This window comes from Gemmatimonadota bacterium (genome assembly GCA_041390105.1).
GTDB lineage: Bacteria > Gemmatimonadota > Gemmatimonadetes > Longimicrobiales > Gaopeijiaceae > JAGQIF01.
This window is the reverse complement of the sequence record JAWKQO010000004.1, coordinates 71,145-88,728: the sequence shown is the minus strand read 5'-3', so window position 1 is coordinate 88,728 and position 17,584 is coordinate 71,145. Positions and strand designations below refer to the sequence as shown.

10 protein-coding genes are annotated in these 17,584 nt (G+C 67.4%); 8 read left to right on the top strand and 2 right to left on the bottom strand.

The window, feature by feature from the left end:
• Positions 1–75 precede the first annotated feature (75 nt).
• From R3E10_17085 to R3E10_17065, 5 genes are all read left to right on the top strand, one after another.
• On the top strand, positions 76–5,823 hold the full coding sequence (locus R3E10_17085; GenBank protein ID MEZ4417471.1) for a hypothetical protein: 5,748 nt from the start codon (positions 76–78) through the stop codon (positions 5,821–5,823).
• Positions 5,824–5,976: 153 nt separating this feature from the next.
• A complete protein-coding gene (locus tag R3E10_17080) occupies positions 5,977–6,588 on the top strand; it encodes a ComEA family DNA-binding protein (GenBank protein ID MEZ4417470.1) in 612 nt (203 codons plus the stop codon).
• Positions 6,589–6,775: 187 nt separating this feature from the next.
• Positions 6,776–8,497, top strand: coding sequence for a type IV-A pilus assembly ATPase PilB (gene pilB, locus R3E10_17075; protein MEZ4417469.1), 1,722 nt, complete (start codon positions 6,776–6,778; stop codon positions 8,495–8,497).
• Positions 8,498–8,528: 31 nt separating this feature from the next.
• Positions 8,529–9,656 carry a type IV pilus twitching motility protein PilT gene (locus R3E10_17070; GenBank protein MEZ4417468.1) on the top strand — a complete coding sequence of 376 codons (1,128 nt, stop codon included), beginning with the start codon at positions 8,529–8,531 and terminating at the stop codon, positions 9,654–9,656.
• 35 nt (positions 9,657–9,691) lie between these two features.
• On the top strand, positions 9,692–10,894 hold the full coding sequence (locus R3E10_17065; GenBank protein ID MEZ4417467.1) for a type II secretion system F family protein: 1,203 nt from the start codon (positions 9,692–9,694) through the stop codon (positions 10,892–10,894).
• 709 nt (positions 10,895–11,603) lie between these two features.
• Here R3E10_17065 and R3E10_17060 read toward each other — a convergent pair.
• Positions 11,604–12,731, bottom strand: coding sequence for a hypothetical protein (locus R3E10_17060; protein ID MEZ4417466.1), 1,128 nt, complete (start codon positions 12,729–12,731; stop codon positions 11,604–11,606).
• Between the two features lie 161 nt (positions 12,732–12,892).
• Between R3E10_17060 and R3E10_17055 the strand changes: the two genes are divergently transcribed.
• From R3E10_17055 to R3E10_17045, 3 genes are all read left to right on the top strand, one after another.
• Positions 12,893–14,623, top strand: a complete 1,731-nt coding sequence (locus R3E10_17055) for a sodium:alanine symporter family protein (protein MEZ4417465.1) — start codon at positions 12,893–12,895, stop codon at positions 14,621–14,623.
• On the top strand, positions 14,620–15,075 hold the full coding sequence (locus R3E10_17050) for a DUF4399 domain-containing protein (protein MEZ4417464.1): 456 nt from the start codon (positions 14,620–14,622) through the stop codon (positions 15,073–15,075). The genes R3E10_17055 and R3E10_17050 overlap by 4 nt, the downstream gene beginning before the upstream one ends.
• 80 nt (positions 15,076–15,155) lie before the next feature.
• Positions 15,156–16,241, top strand: a complete 1,086-nt coding sequence (locus tag R3E10_17045; GenBank protein MEZ4417463.1) for an HD domain-containing protein — start codon at positions 15,156–15,158, stop codon at positions 16,239–16,241.
• 25 nt (positions 16,242–16,266) lie between these two features.
• Here R3E10_17045 and R3E10_17040 read toward each other — a convergent pair whose 3' ends face one another.
• Positions 16,267–17,463 (bottom strand): DNA polymerase IV, encoded by a 1,197-nt coding sequence (locus R3E10_17040; protein ID MEZ4417462.1) that lies wholly within the window; start codon positions 17,461–17,463, stop codon positions 16,267–16,269.
• Between the last annotated feature and the right edge of the window lie 121 nt (positions 17,464–17,584).

The window sequence follows — 17,584 nt, the reverse complement described above, 5'->3', positions numbered from 1 at the left end:
CGGGCTGGCCCGGTCTACACCGGGCAGCGCGACCCGATCCCCTGGTCGGACCCAGGGAACGCAGGATCCGAGCCGGTGAGAGGCAGGCGGGTCCTGTGGGGGGCCGTCCTCGCGCTGGCCGTCGCGCCGCCGCTCTCCGGGCAGGCGCCCGTACCCGCGGACACGGTCCCGGGCGTCGAGGGTCTCCAGGTCCGGTTCAGGGGGCGGGGAGAGCTCGGAGGCGATTGGACGCGCTTCCGACCCTGTGACGTGGCCATCCAGGAATCCTGCGAAGCAGGGCTGCTCCCCCGGATCACTCCTGAATTGCAGTTCGGGCTGGAGGCGGGCGGGAGCATCTTCGATCGCTTCTACGTCAACGTCGACTATGAGCAGGCCCGCGAATTCTCCGCGGCCAACACCCTCAACCTCTACTACCAGGGGCGGCCTGGGGAATTCCTCCAGCGCATCGAGCTGGGGGACGTCAGCTTCGAGCTTCCCGAATCCCGCTTCCTCACCCAGTCGATCCCGGCCGCCAATCTGGGGATCCGAGCCACGGGCCGGGCCGGGCCGCTCTCGTTCCAGACCGTCTTCGCACAGCAGCAAGGGGATGTCGAGCGAACCGAGTTCCGGCCGGCCGCGCTGGGCGCCGCCGAGGGCTTTCTGCGCCGAGACACGCTCGTGATCGACGACGCCGACTATGTGGACGGCCAATTCTTCTTCCTGCTCGATCCTGCCCGGCTGCAGGGCTACCCGCACGTCGACGTCCTGGCACTCACTCCGGCGGATGCCCCGCCCCAAGAGGCGCCCGGGACAGCGCCCATCCAGCTCTACCGCTTCGAGGCCGAGCCCGTCGTGCGCCAGCAGGTGCAGGGCTTCATCCAGGCGGATGCCACCCTGGAGCGGGGCGGGGACGTCGTGACCGAGTCGGGCTGGTTCCGCAGTCTCTCGCCGGACATCGATTACTTCGTGCACCCGAGCGGCCTGTGGGTCGGCCTGCGTCGGCCCCTGCTGGCGGGCGAGATGCTGGCTGTGACCTACATCGCCGCCAGCGGCGATACCATCGGCGACTACAACCCGGAGCGCATCTACACACTGGGTGGCCGGCCCCAGCTGCGGCTCCTGCGGGCCACCAGCCCCAACCACCAGCCCGGGCGCCCGACCTGGGAGCTGGAAATGAGGCAGATCTACCGGGTCTCGGCCGCTTCGGACGTCGACCCGTCCTCCATCGACCTCGACATCTCCGTGGGCGAGCTGAGCGGAGGCAGGACTTTCACCCGCGGGGCGCCGGGCGAGTTCTCCTACTTGAGGCTTTTCGGGGTCGACAGTCAGTCGCCGGTGGATCAGGTGGACGGGTCCGTGATCTACCGGCCCGCCGACGAGTCGGTGGGAGATGTCCCACAGGTGCCCGGAACCTACCTCGTGTTCCCCACGCTGCGTCCCTTCGCGCAGCCTCCGGCGCTTCCGGCCTTCGGCCTGGATGCTTCCCAGACGGCGGCCCTGTTGGGAGGGCTGGCCAATCCGGCGATCTACGACGAGCCGGACCCGTTGGAGCGGCGCAGTGCGGGGCTGTTTCGGCTGAACCTCGAGTTCACGGTGCAGAGCGAGGGTTCGCTGGGCACGTTTTCCTTGGGCGCCTTCGGCATCCGCGACGGCTCGGAGCGCCTGATGCTGGGCGACTACCGGCTGCGCCCCGGCGTGGATTATCTGATCGACTACGACATCGGAAGCGTCACGCTGCTCGACCCCGGGGGGCTGTTCGCCCGCTTTCCGCGCGAAAGCCTGAGCGCGACCTGGGAACAGAAGTCTCTTTTCGAGATCGCCCCGACCACGATCCTGGGAATGGGGGTGGACTACGACCTGGGGCCCGGAGGACGGGTCAGTCTCCTGGGCATGTATCAGTTCGAGCGCGACCTGGTGCGCAGGCCCCAGCTCGGCGTGGAGTCGTCCGCGATCTGGCTGGGCGGGGTCAACGCCGACGTGGTGCTGCCCGCCGCGTGGCTGGACCGTGCGGTGGCCAACCTGCCGGTCTCGCCGACCCGCCCCTCCAGCTTGCGCGTGAACGGGGAGCTGGCGTTCTCTCTGCCCAACCCGAACACGCAACGAGACGTCTTCCTCGACGACTTCGACACCTCCAGTGAGTTCCCCATCCCTCGCTTCTCGTCGTTGTGGCGACTGGGAAGCGCACCCTCGGTTCGGGACGGAGCGGAGCAGGAGCTTCCTGCCTTCCTGGGTGCGGACGAGGCGGCCGCGCTGGTCTGGCAGCACACGTGGCGCACGCCCCAAGCGGGTGAGGACAGCACCAGCGTGTTCGAGGGCTTCCTCCCCCAGGAGATCGACGGGCAGCTCACGGTGGTGGGTAGCCCCACTCGGGAGAGTGCCCTGCGGGTCGGCTTCGGCGCGGGCCAGCAGGCCGCCTTCTCCGAGACGCGCTGGCGTTCGATGACCACCTCGCTCAGCCCCACGGGTGTCGATCTCTCCCGCTCCGAGTATCTCGAGTTCTATGTGGCCGACGGCGATTCGCTGACGGTGATCATCGACCTTGGCGTGGTGTCCGAGGATGCCATGTTCATCGATTCGGTCGGGGCGACGTCCGGGGTGAAACCGAACGGGAGGAGCTGGGGATTGGGGCGGCTCGACCAGGAAGCCGATCCCTCGCGAGGCGAGATCTGGTCGGACGGGCTCGACGAGTTCGGCGTTTGGGGCGAGGGGTGTCGAGGAGAGCGCGGCGCCATCTACCGGGTGGGCGATCCCTCCGCCGTCTGCACCGCTGGAAACGGGCGTGTCGATTCCGAGGACCTCGATGGCGACGGAAACCTGGACACCCTGGAGCGTTTCATCCGCTACGTCGTGCCCTTGGCCGGGAATTCTCCGTTCTTGGTCCGGTCCGCTTCCGAGACCGGGACGGCGTTCCGGCTCTACCGCATTCCGTTGCGCACACCGGATGCGATCAACCCGGGTGGCCTGTTCACCGAGGCCGACTGGCGCGGCGTGAAGCATCTTCGCCTGACGTTCGCCGGACGGCGCCCGGCGCCGCTGGTTCTGGCTCGCCCGCGCATCGTGGGCTCCCGGTGGGTGAAACGCGGACTGGAGGGGGTGCTCGACGGACTGGCCGGCGACGACCTCAGCGGAAGCGGCTCCCTGGCGGTGAGCACCGCCAGCAGGGTGTCTGCAGGTGACGGCTACAACCCACCGCCGGGCGTGCTCGAGCAGTTGGACAATCCCACCACCGGACTGAGCGGGCAGGGCGTCGAATTCTCGGAACGCTCCCTGAGCCTGCGTTTCGAAGACGTGCAGCCCGGCGCCCGCGCGGAAGTGGTTCAGCGTTTTCCCCAGCGCCCCCGGAACTTCTTCACCTACCGACAGGCCCGCCTCTGGGCCGTCGCTCCCAGCGGCGAGTGGGGGGCCAACGTACCGACCTGGTTGTTCCTCAAGGTGGGGTCCGACGCCGACAACTTCTATCTCTTCCGTACCAAGCTTCCTCGCGCCGCGTCCACGTCGGGTGTGCATCCCACGGACTGGCTTCCCGAACTCCTCATCGATTTCAACGAGTGGATCGACCTGCGCCAGCGGGCCGAAGCGTTCCTCATCGAGAATCCGTCCGCCGTGACGGGAGCGCCGCTGGAGTTCTGGAATGCGGATTCGACCTACGCTGTCGTGCTGCAGGATCGTGCACGCGCGCCTGTGCTGGCGGCCGTGCGGGAGATCTCGATGGGGGTCGCCAACGAGGGACAGCTCCCGATCAGCGGGGAGGTCTGGATCGACGAGCTGCGTCTCTCCCGCGCGGTGCGTACCGCGGGCGTGGCCAGTCATCTGGAGGTCGCCCTCGACGCCGGGGGCGTGTTCACCACCACGTTGACCTTCTCGAACCGCAATCCGTTCTTTCGGCAGCTGCGCGACGAGCCCGAGTACTTCGACCGGTCGACCTTCTCGCTGCGCAGCACCGTCCAGCTGGACCGTTTCGTCCCCGACACCTGGGGTGTCGATGTGCCGTTCTCCGTCACCCATACCCGAACTGGGGACGATCCGCGCTTCCTCGGAGGAAGCGACCTGCGGGCCGACCAGCTGGCCGGGCTGCGCCGGCCCGCCGACGGCAGCACCCGCATCGGCCTCTCCTTCCGCAAGTCGACGCCGATGGAGCAGGGGTGGTACGGGCCGTTGCTTGAAGGGCTGGAGGCGAATGTAGGGTTGACCACTGCGGATCTGACGACCGTAACGACGACTCGAAGCGCCCAATCGGTAGACGCGCGCGTGGGCTTCCACGCGGAGCCCTCCGCGCGGACCACGTCTGTCGTGCCCGGCTTCATGGAAGGCACCGTGCTGGCGCTGCTGCCCGATGCCTGGGCCGCGTCCCTGCTCGAGGCCGACGTGCGTTGGTCGCCCACGCGCCTGGCGTTGAGCCTCGCGTACGAGGGGGACGACAGCGACATCCGTCGCTTCGACCAGATCCTTGTGCAGCCCGGGGACTCGGCGCAGGGGACGACGCAGGCACCCCGCTCTCGTCTGGAAACGCGGGCCAACCTTGCCTTCGAGCCCCTGCCGTCGTTGCGGGCCGGACTCGATTGGCTGACGGGGCGCGACCTGTTGGATCCCTCCGAGGTCGTCGGTGAGATGGCCGTCCAGCAATTGCTGGCGCGGGAGCGCAGCTCCCTGCTCGGCATGGATCTGGGGTGGGAGACCACGCGCCAGCTCACCACGCGCTTCTCCTATCAGCCCGAGCTGAGTGATTGGCTGAGGGGCGGCGTCGAGTTCAACACGACGTACGGGTCCTACCGCGACGCCAACCTCGTGCGCCGGCGCACCGACCCGGCTGACCCTGCTCCGGCGCTGCAGCGCAACGTGGATGGACGCCGTTCGATCCAGGCCCGAGCGTCGATCGACCCTGCCCGCTTGGCTCCGCGCTTCGCCGGGTCCGAAGGCACCGCGCCGTGGATCCGGCGGGCGCTCCAGGCCCTGTCGCCAGTGGTTGCCTCCTGGCAAGACGGGATCAACGTGCGACTCAACCGCGAAGCGGTGGATCCCGGCTTGGCCTACCAACTCGGCTGGATCGGGATCGATGGGTACCGTTTCCTGGCAGGCGACACGGCGGCGTTCCTCGCCGATCGCTCCACGTTCACGCTGGGTGGGGGGCTGCAGCTGCCCGCGTCGCTTTCGGTGGCGGCCGACTTCCAGCAGGCGACCACCGCCACGTTCGACACGCGGTCCGATCGGACCCGGGAGGACCGCACCTGGCCGAATGTGCGGGTCTCGTTCGCTGACCTTCCCGTTCCTGAGCGGGTCCGCCCCCTGCTCAGTCGCGTCACGCTATCGGGTGGCTACGCACGCCGCGTGACCGATCGGTCCTTCGGCGGAGCCTCCGAGGAGCGTCGGCGTCAGGACGACGTGCGGGTCCCGCTCGATGCGTCGGTCGCCTGGGCGGGGATCCTGAACACCACCTACCGCGGTTCCTTCGACGGAGGCAACGGAACGGACCCCACCGGACGCACCGATCGGGATGGGCAACTGCACAGCCTCGCCGTAACCTCGTCGTTCGTGCCACCGTGGGGGCTGGCGGAGCGCCTCATCCGACCGGTCGCGGTGTCGCTGCGAGCCACCTACTCGCGGCAGGAGGAGTGCCGTACCGTGATCGGGGGCCTGGACTGCGTCCCGTTCGTGGACCAGTTGAACCGCTCCCTCAGCCTGACGCTGGATTCCTCCGTCCAGGACCTCGACCTTGGACTGGAGTTCGCCTACGTGGACCGGCGTTCGTTCGTCGGGCAGCGCAGCGGCTCGACCCAGTTCCAGCTCATCCTGTTCGGGCAGTTTCAGGCCCAGGCGCGCCTCTTTGCCGGAGACGCCTTCCGCTAGGGAAGCTCTGCGCAGGTGGGGTGCTCGGCGCCCAGGGGGGCGCGGATGCTCCGAGGACGTCCCGCTCGGGACCCCAGCTCGGCCTGCCCGCCCATGGGGCAGCCCCGGTGGCGCCGACAGCTTCTCTCCGTGGGAGAACACGAGATCCACGCCATGCGGCGCCTGGTCGCTTTCCTTCTGGCCCTGGGAGCCGTTCGCCTGGCCTTGTCCTGGACACCGGCGGCTCCGCTTCTCCTCGATCCTGAAGCAGGAGCGCTCGATTCGCTGCTGACCGCGACCGACAGCGCGGTCGCGGACCAGGAGCGCCGCACCCGCCCGATCGAGGACGGAGAGCTCCTCGATGTGAACCGAGCCGGCGAAGAGGAGCTCGATCGACTTCCGCGTGTTGGCCCCGGCCTCGCACGCGCCATCATCGCAGAGCGGGAGCGGGGTGGCCCGTTCGCTACCGTGGAGGCGCTGGCGCGGGTGCGAGGCGTGGGCCCGGCCACGCTCGAGCGTCTTCGGCCCCATATCGAGGTCCGTGGCGTGCCGCCGAGCCGGCCCCTGGCGCCGCCGGTGCCTGGAACCGAAGCGGTCGTCAGCCTGGCCCGGGCGACCGCCGCTGACCTGGAGGCCCTGCCAGGGATCGGGCCCGCTCTGGCCCGTCGCATTCTCGCGACACGAGAGGAACGGGGGGGCTTCGCCTCGGTGGACGACCTGTTGGCGGTGCCGGGCGTGGGTCCTGCCACGCTGGCGCGGATTCGTGCAAGGCTGCGCGTTCCCTGAGCCCGAAGGCCAGACCGGGCGCGGGGCCCTTTCTACCCCGCCGTCGCACCCTTTTTGCTCGGGTGCCATGGGTCGCGGGGGCGGCAGCGGGCCGCGTCGAGGGTCCGAGGCAACAGTCCCACAGATGGCATTGTTTGTGCTGTGGGAGGGGCGCTACACCCACCCACCTGAGGTGCGTAGGGAGCGGATGGCGACGAAAGTGGCGGCCGACCGACTGGGCGAGCTCCTGGTCAAGGAAGGCCTCATCAACACCGAACAACTGAGCGAGGCCATGCGGGAGGCCCGGTCGCACAAGACCCGGGTCGGTTTCCAGCTGGTCAAGCTCGGCTTTGTCGAGGAGGTGGCGCTTACCCGCGTCCTCGCGAAGCAGCATCGCGTCCCTGCCGTCGACCTCAGCAAGATCGAGATCGACGAGAAGCTCCTGCGGGTGATTCCGGGGGACATCGCGGTCAAGCATCTGGTCCTGCCGCTCCGACGGGTCGGCCGGCGGCTGACCGTTGCCATGGTCGATCCTTCCGATCTGGGAGCGATCGATGACGTCAAATTCATCACTCGCTCCGAGATCGAACCGGTCATCGTCGGGGAGTTCACGCTGCGGGGAATCCTCGAGCGCTATTACGAGGCGCCCGACGATCAGATGGTCACCCTCCTCTCGGACTTCATCGAGGAGGACGAGCTCGAGTTCGTGGAGGACGCCGAGGACGACGAGGTCTCCGTCGCTGCGCTGCAGGCGCAGGTCGAGCAAGCTCCCGTCGTCAAGTTCATCAACGGGCTTTTAACGGACGCCGTGATGAAGGGCGTCTCCGACATCCACATCGAGCCTTACGAAAAAGAGATCCGGGTTCGCTATCGCATCGACGGTGCCTTGCAGGAAGTCATGAAGCCGCCGATGAAGATGAAGGCGGCGCTTACCTCCCGGATCAAGATCCTTTCCGATCTCAACATCGCGGAGCGGCGTGTGCCCCAGGACGGGCGCATCAAGCTGCGCATGAAGAACAAGGTCGTCGATTTCCGTGTGTCCACGCTGCCGGTGATCTTCGGCGAGAAGATCGTGCTGCGTATCCTCGACAAGGGAAACCTGACGTTCGATCTGTCCAAGTTCGGCTTCGAACCGCAGGCCGAGCAGGACTTCATGACGGCCATCGCCAACCCCTACGGGATGGTGTTGGTGACGGGGCCCACCGGCTCCGGAAAGACCACCACCCTCTACTCGGCGCTGTCCAAGGTCAGCACCGAGGAAGTGAACATCATGACGGCCGAGGACCCGGTCGAGTACAACCTGCACGGCATCAACCAGGTGCAGGTGCGACCGGAGATCGGCCTGGACTTCGCGGCCGCCTTGAAGGCGTTCCTGCGTCAGGACCCCAACATCATCATGGTGGGTGAGGTCCGCGACCTGGAAACTGGCGGCATCGCCATCAAAGCAGCATTGACGGGACACCTGGTGCTCTCCACGCTTCACACGAATGATGCCCCTTCGACGGTGACTCGTCTGATCGACATGGGGTTGGAGCCCTTCAACGTGGCCGCCGCCCTGAACCTGGTGACGGCCCAGCGCCTGGTTCGCCGGATCTGCAGCAAGTGCAAGGTGGAAGCGAGCTATCCCGAGTCGGAGTTGCGGGCGGCCCGCCTGCCGGATGACTTCATCCAGCGGGTGACGTTCTACAAGGGCGAGGGCTGCGATGAATGTGGCGGCAGCGGGTACCGGGGTCGCCAGGGCTTGTACGAGGTGATGGCAGTGACGTCCACGGTGCGCAAGTTGATCATGCAGGCGGTCGGCACGGACGAGCTCCGTGAGGCTGCCGTCTCCGAGGGCATGCTGACGTTGCGCATGGACGGACTGAAGAAGCTGGAGCGCGGCGTGACGTCACTCGAAGAGATTCTCAAGGAAACCGCAGCGGCCAACTGACCGCCAACCTTCTCACGGATCGACAGGCATCATGGATTCAAACGCACCGTCCCCACAGAGCCCCCCTCCGCGGAACGACCTCAGCCTTCGCATTCTCCTGGAAGAGCTCATCCGTCGCAAGGGCTCGGATTTGCACATCACAGTGGGGGAGCGACCCATGATTCGGGTGGACGGGGCGCTGGTGCGTTCGTCCGTCGATCACGTGCTGACTCCCAAGGACACGCTGCAGCTGGCCTACTCGATCCTGACCGAGGCTCAGAAGAAGCGTTTCGAGACGGAAGACGAACTCGACTTCTCCTTCGGAGTGCAGAACCTGTCGCGCTTCCGCGGCAACTGCTACAAGCAGCGCGGGTGCGTGGCGCTCGCCATCCGCCAGATCCCCTACGAGATCCACTCGCTGGAGAAGCTCGGACTGCCCGGTGTCGCCAACAAGTTCGCCGAGAAGCCACGCGGCCTGGTGCTGGTCACCGGCCCCACCGGTTCCGGTAAGTCGACGACGCTTGCGGCGATGCTGGACAAAATCAACCGTGAGCGGAAGGGTCACATCATCACGATCGAGGATCCGATCGAGTTCATCCACCGTCACCAGAACTGCGTGGTGAACCAGCGCGAAGTGGGTACGGACACCCAGAGCTTCGCGGCGGGCCTCAAGTATGCGCTTCGCCAGGACCCGGATGTCATTTTGATCGGCGAGATGCGGGACCTGGAGACCATTTCGGCGGCATTGACCATCGCCGAGACGGGTCACCTGGTCTTGGCCACCCTGCACACCAACTCCGCGGCCGAGTCCATCAACCGGATCATCGATGCGTTTCCCGGGCACCAGCAGCCGCAGATCCGTGCGCAGCTCGCCTTCGTGCTCGAAGGGGTGATCACACAGACCTTGCTTCCGCGGGCCCGCGGAGCGGGTCGTTGCATCGCCACCGAGATCATGGTGTGTACGCCGGCCATCCGCGCCTGTATCCGGGACGAGAAGGTCCACCAGATCTACTCCCTCCTGCAGGCCGGGAAGAAGCACGGCATGCAGACGATGAACGATGCGCTGGCATATCTGTACATGAAGGGGGATGCGACTCTGGACGAGATCCTGAAGCGCTCCCCCGACCCGAACGAGCTCCTGCGAGCCGTCGGCGAGCCGGTCCCGTCCGGCTTGGAGTAGGCGTCCCAGCAACCTGAACCGGAACCAAGAAGCTCATGGCCAAGTTCGCATACAGTGCCCGGCCCGTTGCAGGGGGGGACATCCAGACCGGCGAGATCGAGCTGCCGACTCGCGAGGAGGTGATGGCGTACCTCCACAAGCAGAAGATGATTCCGGTCTCGGTTCGGGAAGCCGAGAAGCAGTTCCAGCTCAAGTTCGGGAGCGGCGTCAAGACACGCGATATCGTGATCTTCACGCGTCAGTTCGCCACGATGATCAACTCCGGACTTCCCCTGGTGCAGAGCCTGGACATCCTGGCAGAGCAGACCGAGAACCAGACGCTACGGAAGACCATCAAGGATGTGTTGTACGACGTGGAGTCCGGCCATACGCTCGCGGACGCGATGCGCAAGCATCCACGGATCTTCAGCGAGCTCTTCGTGAACATGGTGGCAGCCGGTGAGGCCGGCGGTATCCTGGACACCATCCTGCTGCGCCTGGCCACGTTCTTGGAGAAGAACGACGCCCTCATCCGCAAGATCAAAGGTGCCATGGTCTATCCGGGCGTGATCATGGGAGTGGCGGCGTCGGCGGTCAGCATCCTGCTCATTTTCGTGATTCCGACCTTCCAGAACATGTTCTCCGCCGCCGGCATCCCCCTGCCGTTGCCCACGCAGATCGTCATCAACATGTCCTCCTTCCTCAAGGGGTACTGGTGGGCGGTGGGACTCGCCGGGATCGCCGCCGGGTTCGGTATCCGGCAGGTCTATCGGACGGATGACGGACGCCTGATGATCGACCGGCTGCTGCTGCGGGTTCCGATCCTTGGCGACGTTCAACGCAAGGCCGCGGTCGCACGCTTTACGCGAACGTTGGGGACCTTGGTGTCGTCCGGTGTGTCGATCCTCGAAGGCCTCGAGATCACTGCGAAGACGTCGGGCAATCGCGTCATCCATGACGCGGTCATGGGCTCGCGGGCCTCGATCGCCGGCGGTGAGACCATCGCCGGGCCGCTGAAGGAATCCGGCGTCTTCCCGCCCATGGTGGTCCAGATGATCAACGTGGGTGAGCAGACCGGCGGGCTCGATGAGATGCTCTCCAAGATCGCCGATTTCTACGACGAAGAGGTTGACGCCGCGGTCGAGGTTCTGCTGTCCGCCATGGAGCCCATCATGATCGTGGTGTTGGGTGTGGTGGTCGGCGGAATGATCGTGGCCATGTACCTGCCGATCTTCGACATGATCAACGCGGTGGGGTGATTCCCGCCTGAAAGACCGCGCTTCGCTCCAAAGCGCAGAGGGGGCTCGTCGCAGCACGCGGCGGCCCCCTCGAATCGTGTTGGGCCCCGCCGTGTGCGCGGCTGCCGGTCCGTGCAGGGTGACGGGTGCCGCGGTCCAGCGGGGCCCCTTCGCGGGGTCGCTCGCCGTGGTCGGGGCTTCACCTTCGTCGGCTCGCTGCGCGGATGCGGGGCGTCACGGTCCGGTAGGGCTGGCGCCGCGGGCTACCCCGCATCCGAGCCCCCGCGCGCGGGGCCCCGGTGGACCGCGGCACCCCAACCGGCGGGACGGGCGGCCCCTGGCGGGGCCTGCGTCCCTGTTGGCGGGGGCACGTTCGTTGGCCGGACTCGCCTTGGTTCAGGGTGGGCCCGCTTGGGCGGGCCCCTGGTGGGTCAGGCGGCCTCGGTCAGGGGGACGCACCGGCTGGCACACCCCTTCTGCTGCTTTCCTGTCCCCCCCACCGGGCGCCCCACCAGCGGGACCCCGGAAGCGGTGAGGAGTGGGGCCGGCGGCCCCCGCCGCGGGGGCTCGGATGCGAGGCAGCCCGGGAAGCCAGCCTTACCGGGACGCGAGGCCCCGCATCCGGCAGCGAGCCGCCGAACGTGACGTCCCGACCGCGGCGAGCGACCCCGCGAAGGGGGCCGCCGGTTCCACTCCGCCCGGCCCGCCCCGCAGCTGCTCGGGCCGCCCGCTAGAACTTGGCGTTCACGAAGGGGAGGTAGCGGAAGCGAGCGTTGTCGGCTCGGTTGAGAAGCCCGATCTGGAGGCCTGACAGCACCTCGGCGGAGTTGTAGAGGCCGATGCTCACACCGCTCTGGTATCCGATGCGATTGTAGCCCCCCACGGCGAATCCATTCAGACGCGCGAGATCGGTCCAGCCGACGGCAAGGGCGGCGCCGTTCACCTCGTACGCCTTCACCTTGTACGCGCCGGCGCCGAGTCCGGTCAGCCGGTTTTCGGCTTCGACGGCGAGACCTCCCAGGGCGATGCCCCGGTAGTCACCACCGGATACCACGGCCAAACCTCCCAGACCGATCCCTGTGAAATCGGCGCCGGCGACGACCGCCAGACCGGCGGCGGCGATTCCCCGAAAACGCCCTTCCGACACCACGGCCAGGCCCCCGGCCGCGGCTCCCTGGACATCGCCGCTGGCGACGGTGGCCAGTCCCCCGGCCACAAGTCCGTCGATGCCCCCCTCGGTGACCACTGCCAATCCCCCGAGTCCCAGTCCGGCGATGGGTCCCTGGCTCACCAGCGCGAGACCGCCGGCGTGGATGCCCCGCATCTCCCCCTGACTGACAACCGCGAGTCCGCCGACGTGTGCCCCGGTGATCCCGCCTTCCGAAACCAGAGCCAGACCGGCTGCTCCGATCCCTTCGATCTCGTCTTCGGCCACCAAAGCCAGCCCCGCCGCGCTGATTCCCCGCAGCACTCCCGTGGAGACCACCGCCAGCCCGCCGAGGTTCACACCCACCATCTCGTCCTGTGCCACGGGGGCGCCGAGCCCGAGCGTCACTCCGCGCAGAACGTCCGCCGACGGGGAGAGCAACCCGATCGACAGTCCGTTGATGGTCCCGCGCACCGGCTCGTCCGGCTTCCACAACGTCAGGTTGACCCCGTTGATCCGGTCCAGGTCGTCGTCGGAGAAGTTGATGCGCAGGCCGTTCAGGCGAGGTACGTCACCGATGCCGAGCCCGAAGTCACCGATCGCGATTTTGAGACCACGATCGTCGGGATCGGCTTGCGCCCGTTGCGCCTCCAGGGTGGGAGTGGCGGTGGCCACGAGGAAGGGGAGGATGGTGAGGATTCGGCGGCTCATGGCGCACTCCGGATCGGGGTCGCGGTGGGGCAAACGTCCGTACGCCCCCCTCGGTCAGTGGGTTTCGGCCACGGGGTGGCAGTCGCTGCGGGCCCGGGGTAAACTGCCTCGACCCGGTCGTCCCGGAGTCCTCCCCACGAACCCATCCCTCGAGAAGACGCATGGACCTCATCCAACGCCTGTCCGAGCTCGGCAACCGCTACATCGTCCAGCTCGGGATCCCCATGGGCGACGAGACGATCCCCTTCATGGTGATCGTCCTCCTTGGTGTGGGCTTCTACCTCACGGTGCGGCTCGGGTTCGTACAGTTGCGGCGGTTGGGGCACGGGTTCGCCGTCACCAGCGGCAAATACGACGATCCCGACGACGAGGGGGACGTCAGCCACTTCCAGGCGCTCACCACCGCCCTGTCGGCCACCGTCGGGATCGGCAACATCGCCGGTGTCGCCGTCGCCATCCACTGGGGAGGACCTGGGGCGCTGTTCTGGATGTGGGTGACCGCGTTCCTGGGCATGGCCACGAAGTACACGGAGGTCACGCTGGCGCAGAAGTACCGGACCATGGAGTCCCAGGGTAGCTGGGCCGGCACCGTGTCCGGTGGGCCGATGTACTACATCGAGCGCGGGCTCGGTCCCTCGTGGCGTTGGATGGCGCTGTTCTTCGCCTTCATTCTCGGCATCACGGCGTTCCTCACGGGCAATGCCGTGCAGGCGAACACCGTCGCCGACAACATGCAGGCTGTTTTCGGCGTCGCTCCCTGGGTCACCGGTCTGGTGACTTCGAGCCTGGTCGCCTTGGTGATCCTGGGAGGGATCAGCCGCATCGGGAAGGTCACCGGTATTCTCGCGCCCCTGATGGCGGCCCTGTACGTGCTGGGGGCGTTGTTCATCATCCTCACAAACCTGGGCCAGCTATTCCCCACCTTGGGCTTGATCTTCCGTGAGGCGTTCAATCCCACCGCCGGCGTGGCTGGTACGGGGATGGGTGCACTGCTGGTGACCCTCATGTGGGGTGTTCGCCGAGGCTTGTTCTCGAACGAAGCGGGGCAGGGCTCGGCCCCCATCGCCCATGCTGCAGCCAAGACTCCTGAGCCGGTCTCCGAGGGTGTCGTCGCGCTGCTGGAGCCCTTCATCGACACCATCGTCATCTGCACCATGACCGGCCTCGTGGTGATCATGACCGGTGTGTGGAACGACCGGATTCCCACCGAGATCACGCTGGCTGGCGGCGACCTGTCCTATCGCACCGAGGCCGAATCCGGCCGTTTCGTGGTCACCTCGGTGCCGGCCGAGCTCAGTTTCTCCAACGGACGGCACGCCGCCGACGGACCGGGGGCCACGTTGCTCGCGTGGCACGAAGCGCCGCTGGAGGAGTTGTTCACCGACGCCGAACGGACGAGCCCCTTCACCGGTGTCGTGCGGCCCTCTGAGGGCCTGGCCCTCGCCGAGGACGGAACCACCTACGCCTCCCTGTACGCGCTCGCGGCCGAGAACGGAGCTCCGCTCACCCTGGAGGCATTCCGGCGCGGCTTCGGTGGGTTGGCGGGGCTCGGGCAGATGATCGTCGTCATCTCGGTGCTGATGTTCGCGATCTCCACCGCCATCTCCTGGAGCTACTACGGCGATCGCTGCGCGAACTACCTCTTCGGCGCGAAAGCCATCCTGCCCTACAAGATGGCGTTCGTGGCCATGCACTTCATCGGTGCCGTGCTACCGCTCACAGTGGTATGGGACCTCGGAGACATCTTTCTCGCCATCGTGATCTGGCCGAACCTGATTGCGCTGGCGCTCCTCTCCGGCAAGGTGAAGGAGATGACCGACTCCTACTTCGAGCGGAAACCCTACATCCAACAGGCGGAGACCCACCGGTCGAAGGCCGGGAGGAAGCCATGAGCGCCTTGAAGACACTCAGGACCGATGCGGTTTGGCTGCTGGTCGCTCTGGCTGCGGCCTGTGGGGGTGAACGCTCCCAGGGGGCGGCGCCAGCTACGGAGGCCGCGGCCGAGCCCTCGATGAGCGTGCGGCTCGTGGAGCCTCAGGACGGGGACACCGTCGAGGGCCCGGTGCGCGTCGTGTTCGAGGTCACCGGACTCGACATCGTCCCGGCCGGCACCGAGCAACCGCGCTCGGGACACCACCATCTTCTGGTGGATGTCGACCTCCCACCCGCCGGACAACCCGTGCCGTCGACGGCCGGCTACCTGCACTTCGGGCAGGCACAGACGGAAGCCACCCTGGAGGACCTCGCGCCCGGGGTCCATCGCCTCATCGCGGTGGTGGCGGATTTTGCCCACGTACCCCTGCAGCCGCTTGTCGTCGACACGGTTCACGTGACGGTTCGCTGAAGGCGGAGTGGCGGCGACGCCACCCCCGATCCGAAGCGGGTGGAGTTGCGTTGTTGTTGCTCCCCCGCCATCCTGGCGGCATGAATCATTATCCGGTGGACCGTATCGATCCGGAGGAGGGTGGGGATGCATTCGGGGCTTTGGAGCGCCAGCTACGAGCGGCGAAGGTCGGTATCCTCTCGCCTGACGTCGGCCAGCGCGAGGCGCTGAGCGCAGCGCTTCACGAAGCCGGGTTCACCAACACCTTCGCGGCGGCTCTACCGGACGTGGGGTGGCCGGGTCAGGAGTTCCTTGCCTGCTCCGTGCTGATCGTCGACCTGGACGCACCGGGCGCCCGTCGGCTGGGGGCGATCTCGGCGGGCTCCAGTCGTGCTCCGGCGCTGATCGGGATCGAGCCGATCCACGCCGCCGGTGCGGTGGACCCACAGCAGTTCTCTTCCGTGCTGCGGTCCCCGGTCGATCCCCGACTCCTTCTGTTCGCGGTCCGCTGCCAGCTGCTGCTACACCACGCGCGTGCGACCGCAGCCGGGTCTGCCAGCAGCGCTCCGATGCCCACGCCTTCCGACACGCCGGTGGAGATCGAGCTGCTCCACCGCATGGCGCGAGCTGCGGAGTCGCGGGTCGACCCCACCGGCATCCACGTCGAGCGGGTCGGCGCGTTGTCGGCGTTGCTGGCGATCGAGCTGGGCCTGGGAGAGGATCGGGCCCGGTTGCTGCGTCACGCGGCGCCCCTGCATGACTTCGGCAAGGTGTCCATTCCCGATGACGTCTTGCTGGATCCAGAGCCCCTGTCGTCTGAACGGTTCGGGCTCATGAAGCTGCACACGCGCTTCGGCGCGGAGATCCTGCGCGGTCTCGGCCATCCAGTGACGGATATGGCCGCCGACATCGCGTGGTGCCACCACGAACGTTGGGATGGCGAAGGATATCCCCGTGGTCTCAGTGGCGAAGAGATTCCCATCGAGGCGCGGATCGTAGCCGTCGCGGACCTCTTCGACGCGGTGGCTCACGCCCGGGGGACCCCGGAGGATCTGGAGGAAGGATTGGCGCTGGTGCGTGGGGAGCGCGGTCAGGCCTTCGACCCGGACGTGGTCGACGCACTCTTCCGCCTCTGGATGTCTGGCGGGGCCGCTTCCCTCTATGAGGGAGACGACGCTCACCATTGAGTTGCCGTTGGGCGCGGGAGCTCTGCTAGCGCTCTCGTCCGTCCAGGTCCGGATCTTCCCGCTTGCTGCCGGCGATGCGGCCCGGTAGCACTGCGGCTTCTCCGAAGCGTGCGCGCAGTTGGTCGACGGCCCGGTTCACGCGGCGGTCCCGGTCGCGCTCCCCTTGCATCTTCGACTCGAAGATCTCGAACTGTCCCTCGCGTTCCGCGGTGACCAGCCCGGTGGCTCCGATGCCCAGCAGGCGGGCTGGTCTCCGTCGCTTGCGGCGCAACTCGCCCAGGAGCGCGCGCCCCACCTGGAAGAGTGCGGTATCGGACTCGATCGCATCGTCGAGGGTGCGCGCCGCCGACCGGGTGGTGAAGTCTTGGTCACGCAGCTTGACCGTCACCGTCCGCGCCCGCAGAGACGCTCTGCGCAGGGAGTGGCCGACAGACAGTGCGAGCTTGAAGAGCTGGTCCTCGAGCTCTTCGTCCCCCTCCACGTCTTCGAGGAACGTTCGTTCGGAGCTGATGGACTTGCGAGGCTCGTGTGCCTGTACCGACGACCCGTCGATCCCGCGGATCCGTCGGTGCAGCCAGCGCCCCCGTGCGTCGCCAAGCCACCGCACGAGCCACTCTTCGTCCACCTCCAACGCGTCGACCACCGTATGCAGTCCGCGCCGGGAGAGGCTCGCGCCCAGGCTGGGACCCACCCCGGGGATGTCATTGAGCCGGAACTGGCGCATGAAGTCCGCTTCGCCACCAGTAGGGACGATGTGCACGCCGCCAGGCTTGGCTCGGGACGTAGCGAGCTTGGCCACGATGCGCGTGCCGCCGCCGCCGATGGAGACCGAGATCTGCGCCCGCCTCAAGACGTCACTGCGCATGCGCTGGGCCAGCGGCTCCATGTGTTCGTAGCCGGGAATGCGCTCCGTGCCGGAGAGATCCAGGTAGAACTCATCGATCGAGGCGGCCTGAACGACAGGCGACCACTCGTCGAGCACGGCGCGTACCTGGGTGCTGCGCTCGAGACAGGCGCCGCGGGGAACGGGCACGACCACGGCGTCGGGGCACAGGCGCAGCGCCTGGCCCGTCGGCATGCCCGAGCGCACGCCGAAGGCCCGCACGGGGTAGGAAGCTGAAGTCACCACGCCCCGACCGCTCGGTGTTCCACCAACGATCAGCAGGGTTTCGCGACCGGCGCCCTCCGGATCGAGCAGCATGGCGACCTGCACGTAGAACATGTCGCAGTCCACGTGCAGCAGGCGACGGGGGGCCGTTGGAGCGGTCGTGGCAGGTCTCCCTGGCGGCGTCGGGGGATCGTTGCGAGGCCGGACCCGGAAGGTAGAATCAGGGGTACCGCTC